The sequence below is a fragment of the Bacteroidia bacterium genome (assembly GCA_040880525.1).
In the GTDB taxonomy this organism is placed as follows: domain Bacteria; phylum Bacteroidota; class Bacteroidia; order CAILMK01; family JBBDIG01; genus JBBDIG01.
This window is the reverse complement of the sequence record JBBDIG010000014.1, coordinates 24,699-43,352: the sequence shown is the minus strand read 5'-3', so window position 1 is coordinate 43,352 and position 18,654 is coordinate 24,699. Positions and strand designations below refer to the sequence as shown.

14 protein-coding genes are annotated in these 18,654 nt (G+C 45.5%); 1 reads left to right on the top strand and 13 read right to left on the bottom strand.

Translation table 11 applies throughout. The features are described from left to right. Positions 1 to 68 precede the first annotated feature (68 nt). From WD077_02585 to WD077_02530, 12 genes are all read right to left on the bottom strand, one after another. On the bottom strand, positions 69 to 1,286 hold the full coding sequence (locus tag WD077_02585) for a hypothetical protein (protein ID MEX0966096.1): 1,218 nt from the start codon (positions 1,284 to 1,286) through the stop codon (positions 69 to 71). Further along, the gene (locus WD077_02580) at positions 1,283 to 2,023 is read right to left on the bottom strand and encodes a formyltransferase family protein (protein ID MEX0966095.1); all 741 of its coding nucleotides are present in this window, start codon (positions 2,021 to 2,023) and stop codon (positions 1,283 to 1,285) included. Before WD077_02580 ends, WD077_02585 begins: the two co-directional genes overlap by 4 nt. Before the next feature lie 7 nt (positions 2,024 to 2,030). Next, a complete protein-coding gene (locus WD077_02575; protein ID MEX0966094.1) occupies positions 2,031 to 3,224 on the bottom strand; it encodes a beta-L-arabinofuranosidase domain-containing protein in 1,194 nt (397 codons plus the stop codon). A gap of 74 nt (positions 3,225 to 3,298) precedes the next feature. Then, the gene (locus WD077_02570; GenBank protein ID MEX0966093.1) at positions 3,299 to 5,479 is read right to left on the bottom strand and encodes a bi-domain-containing oxidoreductase; all 2,181 of its coding nucleotides are present in this window, start codon (positions 5,477 to 5,479) and stop codon (positions 3,299 to 3,301) included. 48 nt (positions 5,480 to 5,527) lie between these two features. Further along, complete coding sequence (locus WD077_02565; protein ID MEX0966092.1) at positions 5,528 to 6,646, bottom strand: glycosyltransferase family 4 protein; 1,119 nt, start codon at positions 6,644 to 6,646, stop codon at positions 5,528 to 5,530. Positions 6,647 to 6,718: 72 nt separating this feature from the next. Next, the gene (locus WD077_02560; protein ID MEX0966091.1) at positions 6,719 to 7,999 is read right to left on the bottom strand and encodes a hypothetical protein; all 1,281 of its coding nucleotides are present in this window, start codon (positions 7,997 to 7,999) and stop codon (positions 6,719 to 6,721) included. A 10-nt stretch (positions 8,000 to 8,009) separates the two neighbouring features. Further along, positions 8,010 to 9,341 carry a glycosyltransferase family 39 protein gene (locus tag WD077_02555; protein ID MEX0966090.1) on the bottom strand — a complete coding sequence of 444 codons (1,332 nt, stop codon included), beginning with the start codon at positions 9,339 to 9,341 and terminating at the stop codon, positions 8,010 to 8,012. A gap of 120 nt (positions 9,342 to 9,461) precedes the next feature. Next, positions 9,462 to 10,637 (bottom strand): dTDP-4-amino-4,6-dideoxygalactose transaminase, encoded by a 1,176-nt coding sequence (rffA, locus tag WD077_02550; GenBank protein ID MEX0966089.1) that lies wholly within the window; start codon positions 10,635 to 10,637, stop codon positions 9,462 to 9,464. A gap of 39 nt (positions 10,638 to 10,676) precedes the next feature. Next, entirely contained in the window at positions 10,677 to 11,660 is a 984-nt protein-coding gene (locus tag WD077_02545) for a glycosyltransferase family 2 protein (GenBank protein ID MEX0966088.1), read from the bottom strand. 188 nt (positions 11,661 to 11,848) lie between these two features. Beyond that, on the bottom strand, positions 11,849 to 12,979 hold the full coding sequence (locus tag WD077_02540) for a glycosyltransferase family 4 protein (protein ID MEX0966087.1): 1,131 nt from the start codon (positions 12,977 to 12,979) through the stop codon (positions 11,849 to 11,851). Positions 12,980 to 12,997: 18 nt separating this feature from the next. Further along, entirely contained in the window at positions 12,998 to 14,872 is a 1,875-nt protein-coding gene (locus WD077_02535) for a hypothetical protein (GenBank protein MEX0966086.1), read from the bottom strand. Between the two features lie 7 nt (positions 14,873 to 14,879). Continuing rightward, positions 14,880 to 15,953, bottom strand: a complete 1,074-nt coding sequence (locus WD077_02530; GenBank protein MEX0966085.1) for a glycosyltransferase — start codon at positions 15,951 to 15,953, stop codon at positions 14,880 to 14,882. Between the two features lie 420 nt (positions 15,954 to 16,373). Here WD077_02530 and WD077_02525 point away from each other — a divergent pair, with 420 nt between their 5' ends. Then, complete coding sequence (locus WD077_02525; protein MEX0966084.1) at positions 16,374 to 18,074, top strand: carbamoyltransferase C-terminal domain-containing protein; 1,701 nt, start codon at positions 16,374 to 16,376, stop codon at positions 18,072 to 18,074. Between the two features lie 9 nt (positions 18,075 to 18,083). On the opposite strand, the gene WD077_02520 is transcribed toward WD077_02525, so the two are convergent. After that, on the bottom strand, positions 18,084 to 18,467 hold the full coding sequence (locus tag WD077_02520; protein ID MEX0966083.1) for a nuclear transport factor 2 family protein: 384 nt from the start codon (positions 18,465 to 18,467) through the stop codon (positions 18,084 to 18,086). Between the last annotated feature and the right edge of the window lie 187 nt (positions 18,468 to 18,654).

Here is an 18,654-nt window from a genome sequence, read left to right as displayed (position 1 = left end):
AACTATTTCAGCTTCTAAAGGGCCATTATAAATGGCACCCTCCGGGAAGAAACACCAGCGATACAGGACTACACCCGCTCCCCTTCCTTCACATTTACCTGCCCGTTTAGCTTGGCTTTGTCCTCTTGGTTAAGGAGGAGTGCCATGCCCAATACCATCCACGCCTGCGCCCAGCGCATGTAGGAGGTTTTGATGGTGTAGTATTTATGTACCTGATAATAGAAGTGGCCATCCAGGTCCTGCATGTTATCTATGGTCCATTCCGCCACAGTTTTGGCGAACGGCAAATAGCGTTCATCCAAGTTGCGAAGTTTGGTGAAAGTAATGATGCCCTGCGCCTGGTTATGAATATCCACGGGCCAAATCCGGGGAATCCTGCGCAATGCCCGGCCATCGCTGTAGAACTGCTCTTCAAAATAAAACTTGGTCCCATCAGCGACAGACTGCTGATATTTGGGATCGTCAAGTTTTGCCCAACGCATGATCTCGTGCATGGACTCCACCACATATCCCTGGTGAAAATCCACTTGCGGGCGTTCCTTTCCGCTTTCAATTTCAATTGCATAATTCCATCGGCCATCCCTGTGCTGGTGCGCCACATTAAAATCCATAGATTGCTTTATCAAATTCAGCAATTCCTTTTCCCCGGTAAATGAGTAAATGCGCGCCAGGGTTTCCGTGGCCAGCATACTGGCATTGTAACAGCAATCTGGCTTTATGGGGGTGTAGCTAAAGCACAATCCATCTTCCGTTTCAGTACGGAAAAGGTCGTTCAGGATAAAGTCCTTTGTGCCCAGCAAGAGTCGTTTAGCCTGCTCGTCCTGTGTTACGAGGTAGTATTCGTGCAGTCCCCTGGCGATAATAGAGGTAATCACAACTGTGGGCTTGTGGAACATGAACTTGTAGTTGAACCCAAAATTCCAGCAAATACCGGAGTAACCTTCCACCTTTTGCTCGTCAAGCCATTGCAGGATGCGCTTGCCCTCGGCAATATGATGGGTGCGTTGATCGCCTGCCGTTACCCTTGCCATCAAGGCATGGGCATTCAGGAAAATCCCCATTCCCTTTGGCATCCGAGATTTGGAAATGCCTGCCAATTGTCGCAGGTTTACCGGGTTGCGTTTAAAGCTTTGGGTAAAAACCGCATTGAATACTTTATTCTTCAGCAACGGTTCTGAATCCGTGACTTTAAGGCCATCATAAAGGTCGTAGCCGTAATAGTCATTTTCTTCAGCAAATTTCAATGCCTGCTGCTGTGCTTTCGTGATCTTGTTCAGGTCGGTCATACTGCCTCCGCTTTTATTCTTTTTAGCTTTTGATTCACCAAGTCCTTAAAAAATGGGTGCATCAGGAAATATTGCACACCTTCCTCCGGCCGCTGCTTTATTACTTCGTAATCGCCTGATTCAACCAGCTTAAATGTATCCATGATAAGGTCTACAGAATGCAGACGGCAGTTGAGGCGCACGCTGGTGATGGTATCATCTGGTGTGAGCGGTATTTTCTTGCGCAGCAAAATGTCCCCGGTGTCCACGCCCGGATCAACAAAGTGTGTGGAAATGTATACGTCCTTTCCCAGGTACATTGACCACTCTGCAGTACTGACCCCGCGTACTTCAGGTAGGTAGCCGTGATGGCAATGTATGGCGCCCTTCTTTGGCAGCACAATAATGTTGTTCCTGATTATGCCCGAGCCCAGCAAAAGGAGATAGTCAGGGTTAATCTTCCTGATTTTCTTTTCGCAGTCGCTGGAATTCAGGTCATTCACCGTTTCAACATGTATTTTATCCTTAAAATATGAATACAGTTTAACACTCTTCTGCTGGTCAATACTGCTCTTCTTTTTGAAGATTTCCAGTCCGAAATCCTTAAGTGCAGCAAATGCGTGGCGCTGATAACTCTTTTCACCGAAAATGATGCTCACTTCGAAGCCTTCCTCTTGCAATTTCTCAATGAGTTCGCGCTTCCACTGGTTTTTCTCCACTTTGGGATAACGCAATAAAACCGTGATTTTCTTCTTCATCGTCAGCTTAATTGTTTTTAGCGATTTCGTCCTGTAGCCTGATTTTTAGCATCATGGCATCTACAAAAAATTTGGCAGCCCAATTTGGCATCTTGATAATGGAATAGCGGCCATAAAACGGAAATGAGCCTTTAATTCCACCATTCAATTCTTTCTTTGGATGGTCCACATATTGGAGGCTTTTGATGAAGTCCAGCATCTTCATTGCGGAATTCATATAAGTGGCATCACCGGTGATCTCATACAGCTTCATCCACACGATCGAAATCTGGATGTTGCCGGTCAGGCAGATATAAGGGCCTTTGCTGCTCTTCAGGAATTTGCCATGGTTGCGCCATTTCTCGTCCCAGAATGTGCGTATGTACTTTCTCAATTCAAAAATGCGGAAAAGCTTGTGCGCTGTGCGCTGGGCAGCATCCAAATATTTTTCGTCTTTGGATACAAGATATGATTCCAGCAGCCCGCGTGTTGTATAGGCGATTCCATGCGTGTTTGGGTATTCCCCCGGCTTGAAGTTACAGTTTTGGAACCAGCCATTTGTGAGCTGCTGCTCCACCACCCAGTCCAGGTTGGCGAGCGCTACATCCCTATACTTCTGTAAACCTGTTTCTTCTGCCAAAAGCAAAAGGCTCCACGATACACGGGAGTTGTAGGTGTGGGGGATATTGTTGTGCAGGTGCTGGTTCCAGATCAAATCTTCTCCTGTACTGCGGCAGAGAAAATCCCCGGCCTTTAGCGCCATGTCAAGGTATTTCTGCTCCCTGGTTTCCTGATAGGTGCGGAGCCAGCCAAATATGTTCTGCCCGGTATTGAAAATGATCGGTTTATTCTTCCCTTTGCTCCTGTTCCATGAGCCCTGCATGCAAGCACCATTGTCCAGTTGCGCCTCACCCAGCCAGTCCGTAAGGCGAATAGCACGGTCATAAAACCGCTTCTCCCCATACATTTCAGCATAATCGAAAAAGGTGGGAATGATGTAGCCGGTAGTTTCAGGAAATGGGTCAAGCCATTTGCCATTAACCAGATTATAATGGCTTGCTGATCCTCCCTGCCCATTTTCGCAGGAGAGCCACAGCCATTCCATGGTCTTTTGCAGATGCAATTCATCCTGCCCAATCTTCATAGGGAAAGGCAAGTATTTGTGCTTAATGCGCTGGAGCGAATCCTTCGCTACCTCTTTTATCGTAAACAATAGTTCCATTGTGCTGATGCAATTATATTAGTCTCTTGCAAATACTGCTGCTATGGTTTGATGTCGGGCTCCCGCTATGCCGTTCAGTCCTGCAATACACCATTTTCTGAGGCAACTACATTTTGGTTCGCTTCATCAGCAAGGATCACTTTGCGCTGTTCCCGAATGGATTCCAGCACTTTGAAAGTGGCCAATGTAGACAGGTAGACATCCTCGAACGGAATGGGGGCTGGCTTGCCTTCCTTAATTGATTGCAGGAATTCATGCAGTTCCTGTGCATGGCCCTTGTCCTGCGATGAAAGATTATCCTTGCTCACCTTGTTTCCGTGGAGCGTCATGTTTTTGAAATCATCCACAATGGCCGTCATTCCTCCACAGAACACTTCGAGATATTCCTTCTGTACGGATTTGCTGCCGTTGCTGAAATATGAAATTGCAGCCACACTTCCATTCTCAAAACCCAGACTAATGGTTACAGTATCAAGATGGTTTTTGGCATCACGCAATCCGTTTGCACTTACGCTGGTAATGGGCGATCCGGCAATGTACATAGCGAGGTCAATAAAATGGCAAGCCTCACCGACTATCCTTCCGCCACCAATCTCAGGATCCTGGATCCAATGGTCATCGGGTAGTTTCCCTGAATTGATGCGGTAATTGATCGCCTTGGGCAATTGATCGCTAAATTTCTGCTTTATCGTTTTAATATGCGGTGCAAAGCGCCTGTTGAAACCAACCATGAGGCGCGCATTTGATTTATCATAAAGCTGGCGGATTTCCTCCAATTCTTCCTCGGTCATGCAAAGAGGCTTTTCCACGAACACGTTCTTGTTGTTCTGCAAACCTTTCATCACATATTCCGCGTGCGTATTGTGGCGAGTGGCAATAAACAGGGTGTTGATATTCTCATCCTTAACAAGCTCGTCAGCATCAGCAGGGCAATAGGAGAAACCGTACTTATCGGCAATATTCCGGGCGCTGTTGCTGCGGGCCGTGGCCACCCCAACGAGGTTTGCCTTTCCTTTTACATTCGGTAACAGAAAGTTCTGGCCAAATGAACCGGCACCAATAAACCCCAGGTTTGCATCTGCCTTTGCGTATACCGTGGCCTTGCTCACCTTTACTGATTGTGTCAGTTCTTTCTCGGTATCATATTTCAGTACCACGCCCACAAACGGTTCCTTTTTGTCCAGGATCATCTGATAAGCATTAGGCGCATCGAAAAATTTATATTCATGAGTAATCAGCTTCTCCATGTCAATCTTACCATCTTGAAGCATGTGAAGGAAAGCCTGCATGTTGCGGTTCTCCGTCCAGCGCACGTAGCCGATGGGATAGTCAATGCCCTTTTCCTCATAATTCGCATCATAGCGGCCAGGCCCGTAGCTACAGGACATTCTCAGGTCCAGTTCCTTGCGGTAAAAATTCTTGCGGCTGAAGCCTGTTGGCACCACACCTACTATCACTACCTTGCCTTTGGTTCGGCAAAGTGTACCTGCCAATTCCACCGGATCCAGTGATGAAGTACCGGCAGTAATGATTACTGAATCCGCCCCGTGACCGCCTGTTTGTTCCATTATGGCGTCTTCAAGGCCGGGGGCGTTTCTTTCCAGTGCCAGCCTTGCACCGGTTTCCTGCGCCAGCTTTACCTGCCGCGGATCTATGTCTATGCCAATGGAATCGACACCTGCGGCATTCAGCATTTGCACCGTAAGTTGTCCCACCAGCCCAAGGCCGATCACCACACAGTTTTCCCCGAGGCGCAAGTCGGCCTGCCGGATACCCTGCAGCGCAATGGCCGCGATAGTAGAGAAAGCAGCATGGTCCAGCCGGACGCCATCGCCCACTTTCACACACAAGTTCTTTGGAACGCTTACCACTTCAGAATGCACGGCACCTGCGCCTGCACACGCTACATGGTCGCCCACCTTGAACCCCCGGACATCAGGTGCCACGGCAATCACTTCGCCAGCGCAGCTATATCCCAGGGCTGAAGGAGCTTCGAGCTTGTTCATTACCATCTGGTAAGTTTTCATTACGCCCTGCGTTTTGGCTACCTGTATAACCTTTTTCACTTCCTCCTGACGTGATCGGGCTTTGCCGATATAGCCGAGGCGGGCATCCTTCACTGTCTTGCCTTCAGTGCCTGCACTGATGACGGAGAAATGAACCCTGACAAGCATGTTTCCTTCTGTCAATGCTGGAAATGGCACTTCGAGAAGTTCCATTTTACCGTCCTTCAAATTCTGTGTAAGTTGTTCCATTAAAACTTTAATATGTTATTGTAATAAATTGAAATATAGCTTGATGGGTTAGTTGATGTGAAGCGTAGCATTAAATGCCTTGGTCATGCGCTCCACCATTTTTTCTTCTGTAAAATTGGCGAGATAGTGCTTGCGGCTTTCCTCACCCATTCGTTTCCTCTCTTCGGGATGTTCTATGAGATAGTTGATCTTATCGGCTATTTGCTGCGGGTTCCGCTTCTCTACCAGGAATCCATTTTTCCCGTCCAGCACTGATTCTGAAATTGCCGCATGGTCCGTTGAAATAACCGGCAACCCGGCTGACATCGCTTCCACGATCACCCACGGATGTCCCTCGTTTGGATAAAATGTCGGGAATACGAAGATATCAGCGCTCGACAGCAGGTCGAACTTTTCCTGCCCCTGTACCGGGCCAATAATGGTCACCGGCAAACCCGGGTTCTCATTCAGGAATTTCTCAAACTCAATCTTAGTAGGCTCATCCCGCCAGTTCCCGGCAAAGAGGAACTCCACGTTTTTATGCTTTGCAAAAACAGCAGGGGAAGATTTCAGCAGCATCAGTACGCCTTTAGTGCCGATAAAATTGCCCAGGAAAAGTATACGGACTTTATCGCTCACTTTTCCATTCTTCGGGATGGTGGGATAATTTGAACCATTGGGAACAACATGTATCCGGTTTTCAGGCATCATCCAGTTAAAGAGCGGGCGCAGGTTGTCGCCAAGCACAATCTGGCCGTCCACATTTTTCTGTATACTCCGTACTCCCATTTTGGTGAGGGCCGAGGTGGAATTGTACCAGTTCACAAAATTTCCACCGCGTAAGTGGCATATCACCTTTTTGCCAAAAAGCTTGGCGAGCAAAATAAACCCGGCATCACGGAAATAGCTGATGGTGGTTTGGCCAGCAGGTATGTATACCATGTCCGGCTTGTCCTTCACCAGCATTTTAAACAGCATATAATATTGCTTAAAAGCCAGGTAGAAATTGGTGAAGTCCATTTTTGCCAGGGTATTAATATCCCTGTGATCGGATGTATCAAGGTGCAAAAGCTGGAAGTTGTCTTTAAGTTTCGACTTCAAAATAAGTTGACAAGCAACAGAAGGCCCAATATATGGGGGAGGAAGCTTACCAAGGAATACCACCTTTGGCGGATGATTTTCTTTCATAATAGGTTTAGAATTTTCCATTTTCCAAAAAGCCTCGCAAATTTAGTTTAAATAGTTTTATTGGTCAAAAAACTATTGCAATGCCGGCATTTCATAAATAGGTTTTTGTGCAAAAGAAGCATCTCTGCTTCGCTGAGTGGTATCTTTTAACTTCATATTAAGAAAAATAGAAATATTTCCCAATATAAATAAACTGCTGTCTGTGGTCAGGGAAGGAATTGAAGTAACGGCTTGAAATAGCCAGGCAAGAATAGCCACCAGGGCTAATCTTCCATAAGCTTTATCAAGGGGATCTTTACATTTAAAATATCTTACAAAGCACCAGAGAGTAAGACAGATGAAAAACGAAATGTACAGTCCTATACCCACATATCCATACCGGAACAGCCAGTAGAAATAATCCCCGTGCGGGCCTATGTTAATGTCCGTACCGAGTATTCTTTCAGCCGGAGTATATTGTTCATAAAATTTTTCGAGATAGCCTCCCCAACGGCCTACGCGGCCATGCATTCCGTGCTCAATTTTTTGCTCTCCTTCCATCACGGCAATCTCGCTTTGAGACCGGGCCAGAATAGATTCATATTTCTCGGTAAAATAATCCGTGGTCGCGATGTAGCCCAGCGCCATGATCATCAACACCAGGAAAGGAATATTCTTCCTCAGTTTAAATCCCATTAATATAGCGATAGAGATCGTGGACACTATAATGAACAATGTTCTGGAAAGCGTCATCAGTGCAAGTGCGAGGTAAGCCACAAAAAGGAAAATATAGAATAGCTTCCAGAGCAACCCTGTCTGAAGCTCCATTTGCTTGAATTTGTAGATAAGGCACATCAGCCCGAATTCCGCAAGAAGGGAAAAGGTTCCGTAGTTTCCGTAGAACCCTGAATATAACTGAATTCCTCCCGGCCGAACCATTACCATCATACCGAGAAAAGTGGGGCCAAATACCTGCTGGGCAATGCCCTGCGCCAGTGGAAACAAGCTGCTGATGAGAAAGGCATTCACCACCATGTTCACATCCTCTTTGGTTTTAAAGAGGGCAGGAAAGACCAGGAAAACTGCGAAAGCATTCAGGAACTTGAACACCATAATGATGTTGCCCAGAATATTGGTGTTATATACAAAATACTCCAGCACCGAGGAAAGTATCATCCAGCCAAACCAAATGATAATGATATGATTGAGAAAGTGAAATGGCTTTTCCTCTGTGGTAAAGTAATAGTATAATAGCAAAGCTGGAAAAGTAACGCCTACAAAATCAGTCACGCTTATTCCCGGAAGCAAGTGTGTATCATAAAACACCAGTACGGTGCTTCTGAGAGCGATATATACAAGGACAAATTTCTTCACTTCCTGATGGTTAAATCGCCTGATTTACGGCCGTTAATGATTTCTTCCTTGTTTCATCTGCTCCTAATACCATAAGGCCATATAGCGCCATGTATACGATAAGCGGATAAAAGTGCCGACTTAGCAGCAGGAATACAACTCCAACTGCAGCATAACATACCACAAAGACCAGCATGATATTAAGCTGATGATTAAAGTGGCGCTTCCAGACAAGCGCATACAGAAATAGGAGAAGTGAAATTAAGTATGGGATCACGTATACTATGCTTTTAATGGTATTGTTCTCCCTTTCCGGAAATATTTTATATGGCAGAAATACTTTTAATTTCACGAAAGTCGCCTCCACCATATTCCAGGGATCTTCCTTGAATTCTTCCACCGCCAGCCGTCCAAATTCTCTGTTCAGTTCCAGGGCATCAAGATCACTAAGGTAAGGATGCGTTTCATGGTATTCTCTCAGATAAGAACGCTCTATGTCGTCAATAGAAGTTTCCGGAAAGCGCTCAATAAATTCATCTGACTGGGTAATGACAAAAAACCGGTTCGTTCCGTCAATAATGACGATTTGATCATAAATGGCATAATTGCGAATGATCCAGGGAGAAAGTACCAGGTAGAACATGGTGATAAATACCGCTGTGTTCAACCAGCGTTTCCGGGTGAAAATCAGCATATAGAGGCACAGGGCCATGAAGACCGGCATCAGGATGGTGCGCGTCAGAATAGCAAATCCCATAAAAGCTGCGCCCCATATCAAAAAGCGGAGATGCCGCTGCCCTTGCTGAAAATAGAGAATGAGATAATAGGCTGAGATCAGTGAAAACATCAGCATCATCGGTGCATCGTCTATGGTTCCCGACTTCAAGAAATTCATCGGGAAAATAAAAAGCCCGGCAACTCCGATAAGAGGAAGCCTGTCATTTGTTGTAAAACGCCTGATAATTTTATAGCCAAACCATGCAACCAGAGAGGTTACAATGCTTTGCACGATCACCGCAATCCATGAGGCAAAGGGCCCAAGAAAGGTAAGAGCATACAGGAACAAAGCATAAAGAGGCGTCCGCAGCGCTTTTGCATTCAGGTCATAAAGGTCACTGAGGCCGGATTGGGAATTGAGTTCATATTCTCCGCGTTGCATGCTTTCCACCAGGCCGGACCATCCGTATCCGGTTTGAATGGTTGCAACATTTCCATCATATCCCACCACTTTCTGATAGAAAAAATAGATTACGAGAATTTTTACAAGGGTGGCAAGGATTAATAGAAATCCTGGCGAGCTCACTCCAAACACCTTCTTATCGCTTAATGTCATATACTTCTGTAATCCTAAACGCAGCCGCATTTTAAGCATTGAACTCAGCCGTCTGCGTTGTCAGCAATTCTTTAACTTAATACTTATAAAAGGCGTGGGTGGGAAGGAGAAGTCCTTCATAGGAAACGGACTGCAAAAATATTAAAATTGTCAGGTATTTAAGGTTGCAACGTGTGGCGAACTTTGCCTGTGATACTGCTTATAAAAGCTCTTTATTTCTTCAGCTATTCGTGCTACTTCTTCCATTGTCAGGTCGTAAAACAAGGGCAATCGTACCAGAGAATTCGTATATCGGTCAGCTTCTGTAAGCGCCATTCCTTTATACCTGTTCCGGTACAAATGAGAGGAATGCAAGGAGATATAATGAAATACTGCCATAATCCCCTTTTTCTTTAAATGAGCAATCAAAGCCGATCTTTCTTCCAGCCCGTTACACACGATATAATACATGTGTCCATTGTTGGTAGCATACCCGGGAATTTGCGGAAGCTGAAGCCGTCCCTCCTCTCTGAGCGGTTGCAGCAGTTCATCATATTTGTCCCAGATCTTCCTGCGTTTTTGCTGAATGTCATCAAGATTTTCGAGCTGGGCGAAAAGAAACGCGGCAATAATATCCGATGGTAAAAAAGAAGAGCCAATATCCACCCAGCCATATTTGTCAACCTCGCCCCTGAAAAAGGCTGAGCGATTCGTTCCTTTCTCCCGGATTATTTCAGCGCGGTTTTGAAATTTCTTGTCGTTTAAGGCGATCATCCCGCCTTCTCCTGAAATAACATTCTTGGTTTCATGAAATGAAAAAGCACCAAGATTTCCTATGGAGCCAAGCGGTTTGCCATTATAATAGGAATCAATAGCCTGTGCCGCATCTTCCACCACATACAGTTCATGCTTTTCAGCCAGATCCATGATTTTTCCCATATCGCATGCAATACCGGCATAATGCACCACGACAATTGCCTTCGTCCGGGGAGTGATCAATTCTTCAATCCGGGAAGCGTCCATGTTAGGATTCATGGCCATGCTGTCGGCAAAAATGAGATTCGCTCCCCGCAGCAGAAAAGCGTTGGCGGTTGATACGAAAGTAAAAGACGGCAGCATTACCTCATCTCCCGGTTGAATGTCCAACAATATTCCACACATTTCCAGCGCATCAGTGCAGGAAGTGGTGAGCAGGGTTTTATTAAAACCGAATCGCTCCTCAAAAAACTTGTGGCATTTCGCAGTATAAATGCCATCTCCTGAAATTTTTCCGGATCTCACCGCATCCTCAATATACTGAGTTTCCTTTCCTGACAGATACGGCTTGTTAAACGGAGTATTGTTCATCTTCACTTTAAGGTTTTATTCTAAACTGCCTTATATTCTTTATTTGCTTTCCTTCTGGCCTAACACAATTTCTTCTTCGGCTTCATTCACATTTACCCGTTTAGCCACCAGGTAAATCGGACGGTTTTTTACGCCTTCAAAAGTTTTTCCGATATACAATCCCATTATCCCCAGAGTGAGGATGATCAATCCGGATAAAAACCAGATAGAAACAATAAGGCTGGCAAATCCCATCACCTGGATCTTACCGGTAACCGCCATAATAAAATAGACGATGGCGGCAACAAAAGAAAACATTGAGATGAGGATCCCGATCTGCACAGTAATGAGCAATGGCTTATCGCTATAAGCCAGCATAATGTCCACTGCCAGTTTCAGCAGCTTCCCGAAGTTGTACCCGCTACTGCCTGCTGCGCGTTCAGCATGTTTCACGTTTACTGAGGTCGAGTTGAAACCCACCCATTTAACCATGGACGGGAAATACCGGATGCTTTCGCGCATGCTGCAAATTGACTCTACCACATTTTTATGATAGATGCCAAAATTGGCTATTGAAGGATCAATACTGGAGCCGGTGAGATAAGACAGCACCTTGTAGAATGACCGGCTGAACCATTTCTTAAGCCTGCCATCCTGCCGGTCATATCTTCTTGCTAATACTACATCCCAGCCTTCCTGTGCTTTATTGTAAAGATTAATGATCTCCTCCGGCCGGTCCTGAAGGTCGCAGTCCATTACCACCACCCATTTGCCTGATGAATGGTCAAGTCCTGCTGTGATTGCGTAGTGCTGTCCATAATTGCGGCTTAGCTTCACGCCCTTTATCCGTGAATCCAGGCGGGCATTCTCTTCGATTTTTTCCCATGAACGGTCCGGACTGTGGTCTTCCACTAGGATGATCTCATAGCTCTCCGTTATCTGCTTCATGGAATTCCCGATCCGCTCTACCAGCGCATCCAACAGCTTTTCCGCCCCGTACACAGGGCTGACAATTGAAATATACGGACGTAGCTCTTTCTTCACCTTTTCACGCTATTTCTTAAAAATATCTTTTCCAAATAAAAAGTTCTGGTTTCTAACATCTGAGCGGAAACAAACGAGCTTATAGTGGTATAAGGCGTTCGTCTCTCACTTTTTACTTTTTCAAAACTATATTGCAAAAGTATCGAAAAATATATATTCAAATGTGAAAACATCTTTTTTACCGATTTTTAATTTAAATTTTCCTCAATGGCCTGTACAAATCCTGCGGCACTTTTCGCCAGGCTTGTCTCCGTTTCAATATGGTATTGGGCCGCAGCTCCTATTCTGGCAGCCTCTTCAGGATTCTCAAGCAACCAGTCAATTTTCTTCGCCACGGCTTCAGTATCTTCAAAGTCCATTGCGAAACCGGTTTTACCCTCCACGATCAAATCCATGGTTGCTCCCGCATGAATTGACGAAATTGCCGGTACGCCTGCTGCCAACGCTTCAACCAAAACCAGCCCCCATATATCATATTCACTAGGAAACAGGAATACACTTGCCTCTGCCAGGTATCCCGGAATCTCCGTTTTTTGCTGAAAACCCTCAAAACTAACGTACGGCTCCACCTGAAGTTCTGCGGCCAATTGTTTCAGTTCCTCCTCTATTGCTCCTGCTCCTACAATTTTCAGGACAAAATCCTGTCGTATCCGGCTAAGGTGTTTTATGGCCTGCAGCAGAAGATCAATGCGCTTTCCACGGGTAAGGTAGCCTATTGTAAGCAAATTCTTGCGGCTGCCGGAAAGCTTGCGCCCCACCTTCTTCACGCGCTCCCGAAAATAGCTGATGTCAGTGGTGTTGATTCCAATGTGGATCTTCTCAGCCGGTACGCCCAGTTCCATCAAATACTCTTTGGCTTTTGTGCCGTACGCCACGAATCCGGCAGCCCTTGCGGCCAACGCCTTTCTGAATCGCCTGCGGTTGGGAGAATCCTTCCTCCCCTTAGTAGTGATGCTCCCACTCCAGATCAGGAATGGGATTGAGGAGAAAAAACTTCGCAGCCAAAGCTTGAATGTTCCCAAAGAAAACCCAATAATGATGATCAGGTCCGGCTTTTCCTTTATTACCGTTCGCAACAATCCGTTGTATCCAAAAAATGGAATTTCCGATTTGCCTGAATAAACGAGTGAGGACTTCAATATTTCAAAATCAAAATGGCAGTCCTCAAGGTTCAGTGAAAATTTTCTGCGCTTGTAGGTAGCAGCACCAAAAACCACTTTCATATCAATCCCTTTCTGCTGCAGTTGAGTATGCAACTCATTAAAGAGCGGTATTCTGTATGGATTCGGAATGTTTTGAACGATCAGTACTTTCTTCACCTCTCCCATTTAGTTTTATTAAAACGCAATTCCTGAAGCAGGAAACTGCCTCTGAACCAGCGCATAGCTTATCAGCATATCCCATTCAAAGTTGCGGGCTTTATTGCCTGCTTTAAACTCCTCCCAGCTTTGCCGCACAGCCTCGCGGTTGAAAACCTCGCTGATGAAAATGGTTTCATCCTCCAGCAGTCCTTCAATCAAATCCTGATAGGTTTTATCATGCTTAAACCACTCGTGGCGCATGTGCCATGAACCTTCGCTCTTGAAGTTGGGTTTGCCGCCTTTGCTCTTTCTGTTGAGGCTTCTCCGCCATTTTCCCAGTAACGGCCGTATCTGCTGAGCCATTTCCTTTACCGGTTTTGGCACTGATGGCGGCAACCAGAAATTGCTGTCGGCAATATTGAGGAGCTTTTTATTTTGAGTGCCTAAAATTTTATTATGCATAATGGCTTTTCCTTTCAATTCAGCGGGCATTTGCAGCAACAAACTGAAAAGCTCATTGTCAAACATCAGATTCCGGTGAGGCGCAAAAGGCTTAATGCATTCCAGCATCAGGTTGGTGGGGCAGCAGTAGTTGTTGTACCATCTGAATAGGGCATTCAGATAATCACGGTGATCATTGCTCACACCCTGCACCTGCCCTGCCCATTCCTGCAGAGCCGCTTCCCAGCTCAACTCCAGTTGCCCGGCTACCTCCGGTTGAAACAGCGCCCGGAGCTGTACGAAATCAGGATGGGTATAGCCATATAGCTTTCTGAATATAGTTGGCAACTGTTCAGGCGAAACCTCCTTTGGATCCGAAGGAAGTACTTTATAATAGTGCTTATTATAATTCTCAAACAGATCTCCAAGAATGAACGCAGCAGCCGGCTTTTCTTCAACTTTTTTATAGCAGGGTTTCATAAAATGTGCATGAGCCAGGTTATAATTACCATTGCTCAATAGGGCAGCCACATCAAGATAATTCAGGTAATCATAGTCATCCCTGTAAAATATCTCATGGGGCATTCCTACTGCTCCGGCAACCTGCTGCGAAAGTTTGACATTCATATTTATATGCGAGGCCAGCGTAATGGATTGCGCCTGGTTTCCCAAAGCGCCTGCTGCCACCCGCGAATCCAGCCCTCCGCTAAGGAAGAGATAAAGCTCCGGAGCCGTTTTGATCATTTCGGAAGTTGATACGCCCAGCCGCTCCACGATTGCCCCGGCCCATTCTGAGGCTGACGGCTTTGTATCCGGCTCAAAATGGAGATTAAACCATTTTTCCTGCTTTTCCAGCCTGCCATTATTAAACTCAGCCCGCGTTCCTGCATCCAAAAAACGGATGCCGGCAAACAAACTGCGATGATCCAATGGGCGCGAATAACAGAGCAATGACCAGAGTGCAACCGGATCGAAGCGAATTCCGGCCTTTTGCAGGGCAGCAAGAGGTGTAGCGAAATTGGCGAAGGCTGAAGTGCCATCTTCTGTGTTGTGCCAGACGGGCCGTGAATTAAAGCGGTCGGTAATGAACAAACCTTCTTTCCGCTCAGGATTCATAATGCAGAGCGAAAAACTGCCATTCAATTCGGAGATTACCTTTTCGCCATGTTGCGTCCACAACTGCAAAACTGTAGCTGCGGCAGCTTCGGGATCAGCCGGCAAACTGCCATATTTTCCAGCACCTGTTAGGTATCCCTCCAGCAATAGTTGTTGACCGCTGTTATCTTCAACAATAGCAATATCATGGAAATGGCCGTCATTGCGCCAGTTCCAGAAAGCCAGCGAAATTCCAGGAGACAATTCCCGGATATTCAACTGCAGAGGCGGTAAATGAGGAAATGTGAATGCCTTGCGAAATTTCTCAATCCGCTCAGGCGGTATGTTGTTGAATGCTAAGAACCAGCCGCTCATTTGAAAATTAACTTAGTTTCATCTTCCGGATAAGGTTGTCCATCGTTTTCCGGGTAGCGATAATATTGTAGACAGAGAGGTCGGTGTTGCAAATGTACTGGCTCATTGTGCTTAAAATCTCAGGATTATTATCCAGTTTGTCCCACAGTTCCTTTAGCCCTTCTTTTCCCGGCTTCATTACAAAACCGTTCTTCTCATCTTCCATCACCTCCAGGGCTCCTCCAATATCAGGAAAAACTGCCACCGGGATATTCCGGGCCAGCGCCTCTACCACCACCAGTCCGAAAGACTCGTTGTGGCTGGGAAAAACAAAAATATCCAGATCATCATAGAAGGGGATCAGATCGCTGAGGTTGCCGGTAAATTGTACCTGAACATGCGCTGTCGGTAATTTGGCTGCCAATGCTTCCAGTTCACCACGGAGGTTCCCCTCTCCTGCTATCCGCAATTCTATGGGCCGTCCGCTGTAGTTCATCAGGGATTGGAGCAAAAGCCCAAAGCGCTTTATCTCTTCAAGTCTTCCGGCAGTTCCCACCACCAGACGGCTTTTCAGTGGAGCACCATATTCTTTCGGGGTTTCCTTTCGCTTCAGGTCTATTCCGAAGGGTGTTATAAAAGCATCACTATCTGCTATTTCAATGCCTGACAGTCGGGCCTTTTCCAGAGCATATTGGGTGGAACAAACCACCTTTGCCTTGAGCAGTCGCGGCAACTGTGAATACCAGGTTCCTTTGATGGCTTTTTTCAGCGCTCCACCCTTGCTCATCGTCATTCCGTGCTGAAAGATGAGCTTAGATGCAGCGCACCTCATCAGGGGAATCAGGAGGGCCGGATGGGCCTTGTGAATAATAATCCCTTCGTATTGAGAAAAAATGGAGTAAAAAGTTCCTGCCTTGAAAAAGGAAAGGTCGCGGGTCATATTATATATTGTGGCGCCTCCGGGTGCTTCCACTTCATTGGACTCATGGATTACCATAAGATCGTGGGTGGAAACGAATTCGCTATTCAACACCAGCATGTTTTTTACAAATGCTGTTACTCCTCCCTTCTCAAATGAACCGCATATATGCAGAATCCTCACCTCTCAATCCTGTTAGTAAAAACCTGCAATAATAGCAGATTTTTAAATCATCTTTCTGAATTATTAAGAAGTAGAATCAATTCCTTTTTTTGTAAGGAAACGATGCTTTGATGCTGATACGCTAAAATACTAATGCATCAGATAAGCCGGATTCAGCCTTAAACAGAAGATTTTAGATCCGGAGTAACAATTTTATAAATAATAATTATAAAACTTTAAGGGGGTAAGAAATAAAGTATAAAACAAGAAAGTCAGGGAGCAAAACAGAAAAGTTGATTTAAAAGGTAACAACCCTGTTCAGTAAATAATGTCGCTACTGAAACCTCAAGAATATATTGCTTGAAAACAGCTTATTTTGCACGCTCTTTCAGAGAATCAGTTAGTACGTTTTTATTCATTCACCTACAAATCTTAAACTAAATGGGGGCGATCATTGGCGTCAATTGCAGTGGTTTCAATTCTTCGGCTTGTCTTATTCTGGATGGCAAGCTTCAATATGCTATTAATGAAGAAAGGCTGACCAGAATTAAAAAGGATAAATCCTTTCCTCTTCAATCTATAAAGTATTGCTGCAAGGCTGCCGGCATTTCACTTTCAGATGTAAGCGATATCTTTATTGGATGGCATCCGCGCTACTATATTAAAAGCCCGGACCATACCCTCTTTGAAGCCATGCGTAACCGCGGTAAGATCGCATACCTGGCCTTGAACGAACTGGCAAGCCTCGAAACCAAGGAGATCTTGGATGTTAAACAAATCATTATTTCTGAGAACATCCGCTGGAATGTGCATTTTGTAGATCACCATCAAGCGCATCTTGCCAACGCGTACTTTTTCAGTGAATTCGATGATTGCGATTTTCTGGTGGCTGATGGATTTGGCGAAGTGGCCAGCGGCATAAGCGGCCAGGTGAAGAATGGCAAATTCGAGATTCTCCACACCAACCGCACCCCTCACTCCCTGGGGTTGTTCTACCAGGCTTTTACGGATTTCATGGGTTTCCAGCCCAATGGTGATGAATGGAAAGTAATGGCGCTCTCAGCGCTTGGAGACTCCGCCAAATATTATGACAGGATCAATAAGCTCATCAACATTGACGGGCTGCTGTATGAACTGGACCTGCGATATTTTGAACATTTCCTTTTCTTCACGCCTCGCTATTTTTCCTATAAGCTTGAAGAATTGCTGGGACCATGTTACACCAAAGGTCAGGAACTCGATCAGCGCGCTTATGATATTGTGGCTGCTGTACAAAAGGTGGCTCAGGATGTAATTTTTCAGCTTCTGAAAAATCTGCATGAAAAAACGGGAAATACAAAGCTTGTAGCTTCGGGCGGCTTTTTTATGAATTCTGTATTAAATGGAAAAATTGTAGACAATACGCCTTATGAAGAACTACACTTGGGCGGCAGCCCTGATGATTCAGGAATCAGCGTGGGCAGCGCCTTGTATGGATCCCGCTTTGTGCTGAATAAACCGGTGGATGTTGGCAACAACCGCCATAACTATTATGGCCGCGAATACACCAATGACGAAGTGGAGCTGGAACTGATAAAAAGGAAGATCCGCTACACAAAGCTTGATGATGCCTCTGTAAAAGGAGCCGAATTGATCCTGGATGGGAAAATCCTGGCCTGGTTCCAGGGAGGCAGCGAATTTGGCCAGCGGGCACTTGGAAACCGAAGCATCATTGCAGATCCTACGAGGCCTGATATGAAAGACCTGGTAAACGCCACGATCAAATATCGCGAAGGTTTCCGGCCATTTGCTCCCGCCATTCTTGCAGAAAAACAAGAGAAATATTTTGAATATTCAAATGATCAGACTTCATATTTTATGGAGCGGGTATTCCAGTTTAAAGAGAAAGTAAAGGACAGGCTTCCTGCTGTGGTGCATTATGATGGTTCAGGCAGATTGCAAACGGTTACTGAAGAATTGAATTCGAGATATTATCATCTCATTAGGAATTTTGCCGCGAGATCGAATGTGCCTATTGTTCTCAATACTTCATTTAATGTAAACGGAATGCCACTGGTAGAAACTCCAGGGGATGCCATCAACTGCTTTTACCAGTCCGGGCTGGATTGTCTGATCATGAATGATTTCCTGGTAGAGAAATAAGCGGCTTGCTTAAAGTTCCGTCTTTTCATGCCACCACTGGCGGAAGAGATCGCACCGTCCGTTTTCAGCAAAATGTACCTCGAAAATGCCATCCATGGTAACTTCTTCGCCTGAAGCCAGGCGCATGAACCGGCCGTGTGCATGCACATATCCAATAGCTTCCTTTATAAAAAGAATTTGATATTCAAAGGAAACATTGGTTTGAAGGATCGGTACGTCCTGCCAGAAATCCATAATGGATTTGCTGCCACATGCAGGTTCTGAAAACGGACTCTCATAATATTCCGCATTGTCAGTGAACAACCTCACTGCTTCTTCGGCTATCCGGCCCTCCCAGGCGGATTTATAACCTTTCATCCATTGATCCAAATGCTCTCCGCTGAGTTGGTACATTGCTCATTTTTAGTTAATCGCCATCCGACAAGTCCGCAAATATTATTTATATCCTGAATTTTTGCAGACTTCGAATTCAATTCTTAATAAAACCGGTTTTACCTGCCGGATATTCAGCCCCGTTCCTTGCTATGCCTCAAAGAATTTTTCTGGCAGTTTGTTCGCTGAACGAGGCCCGGCCCATCAA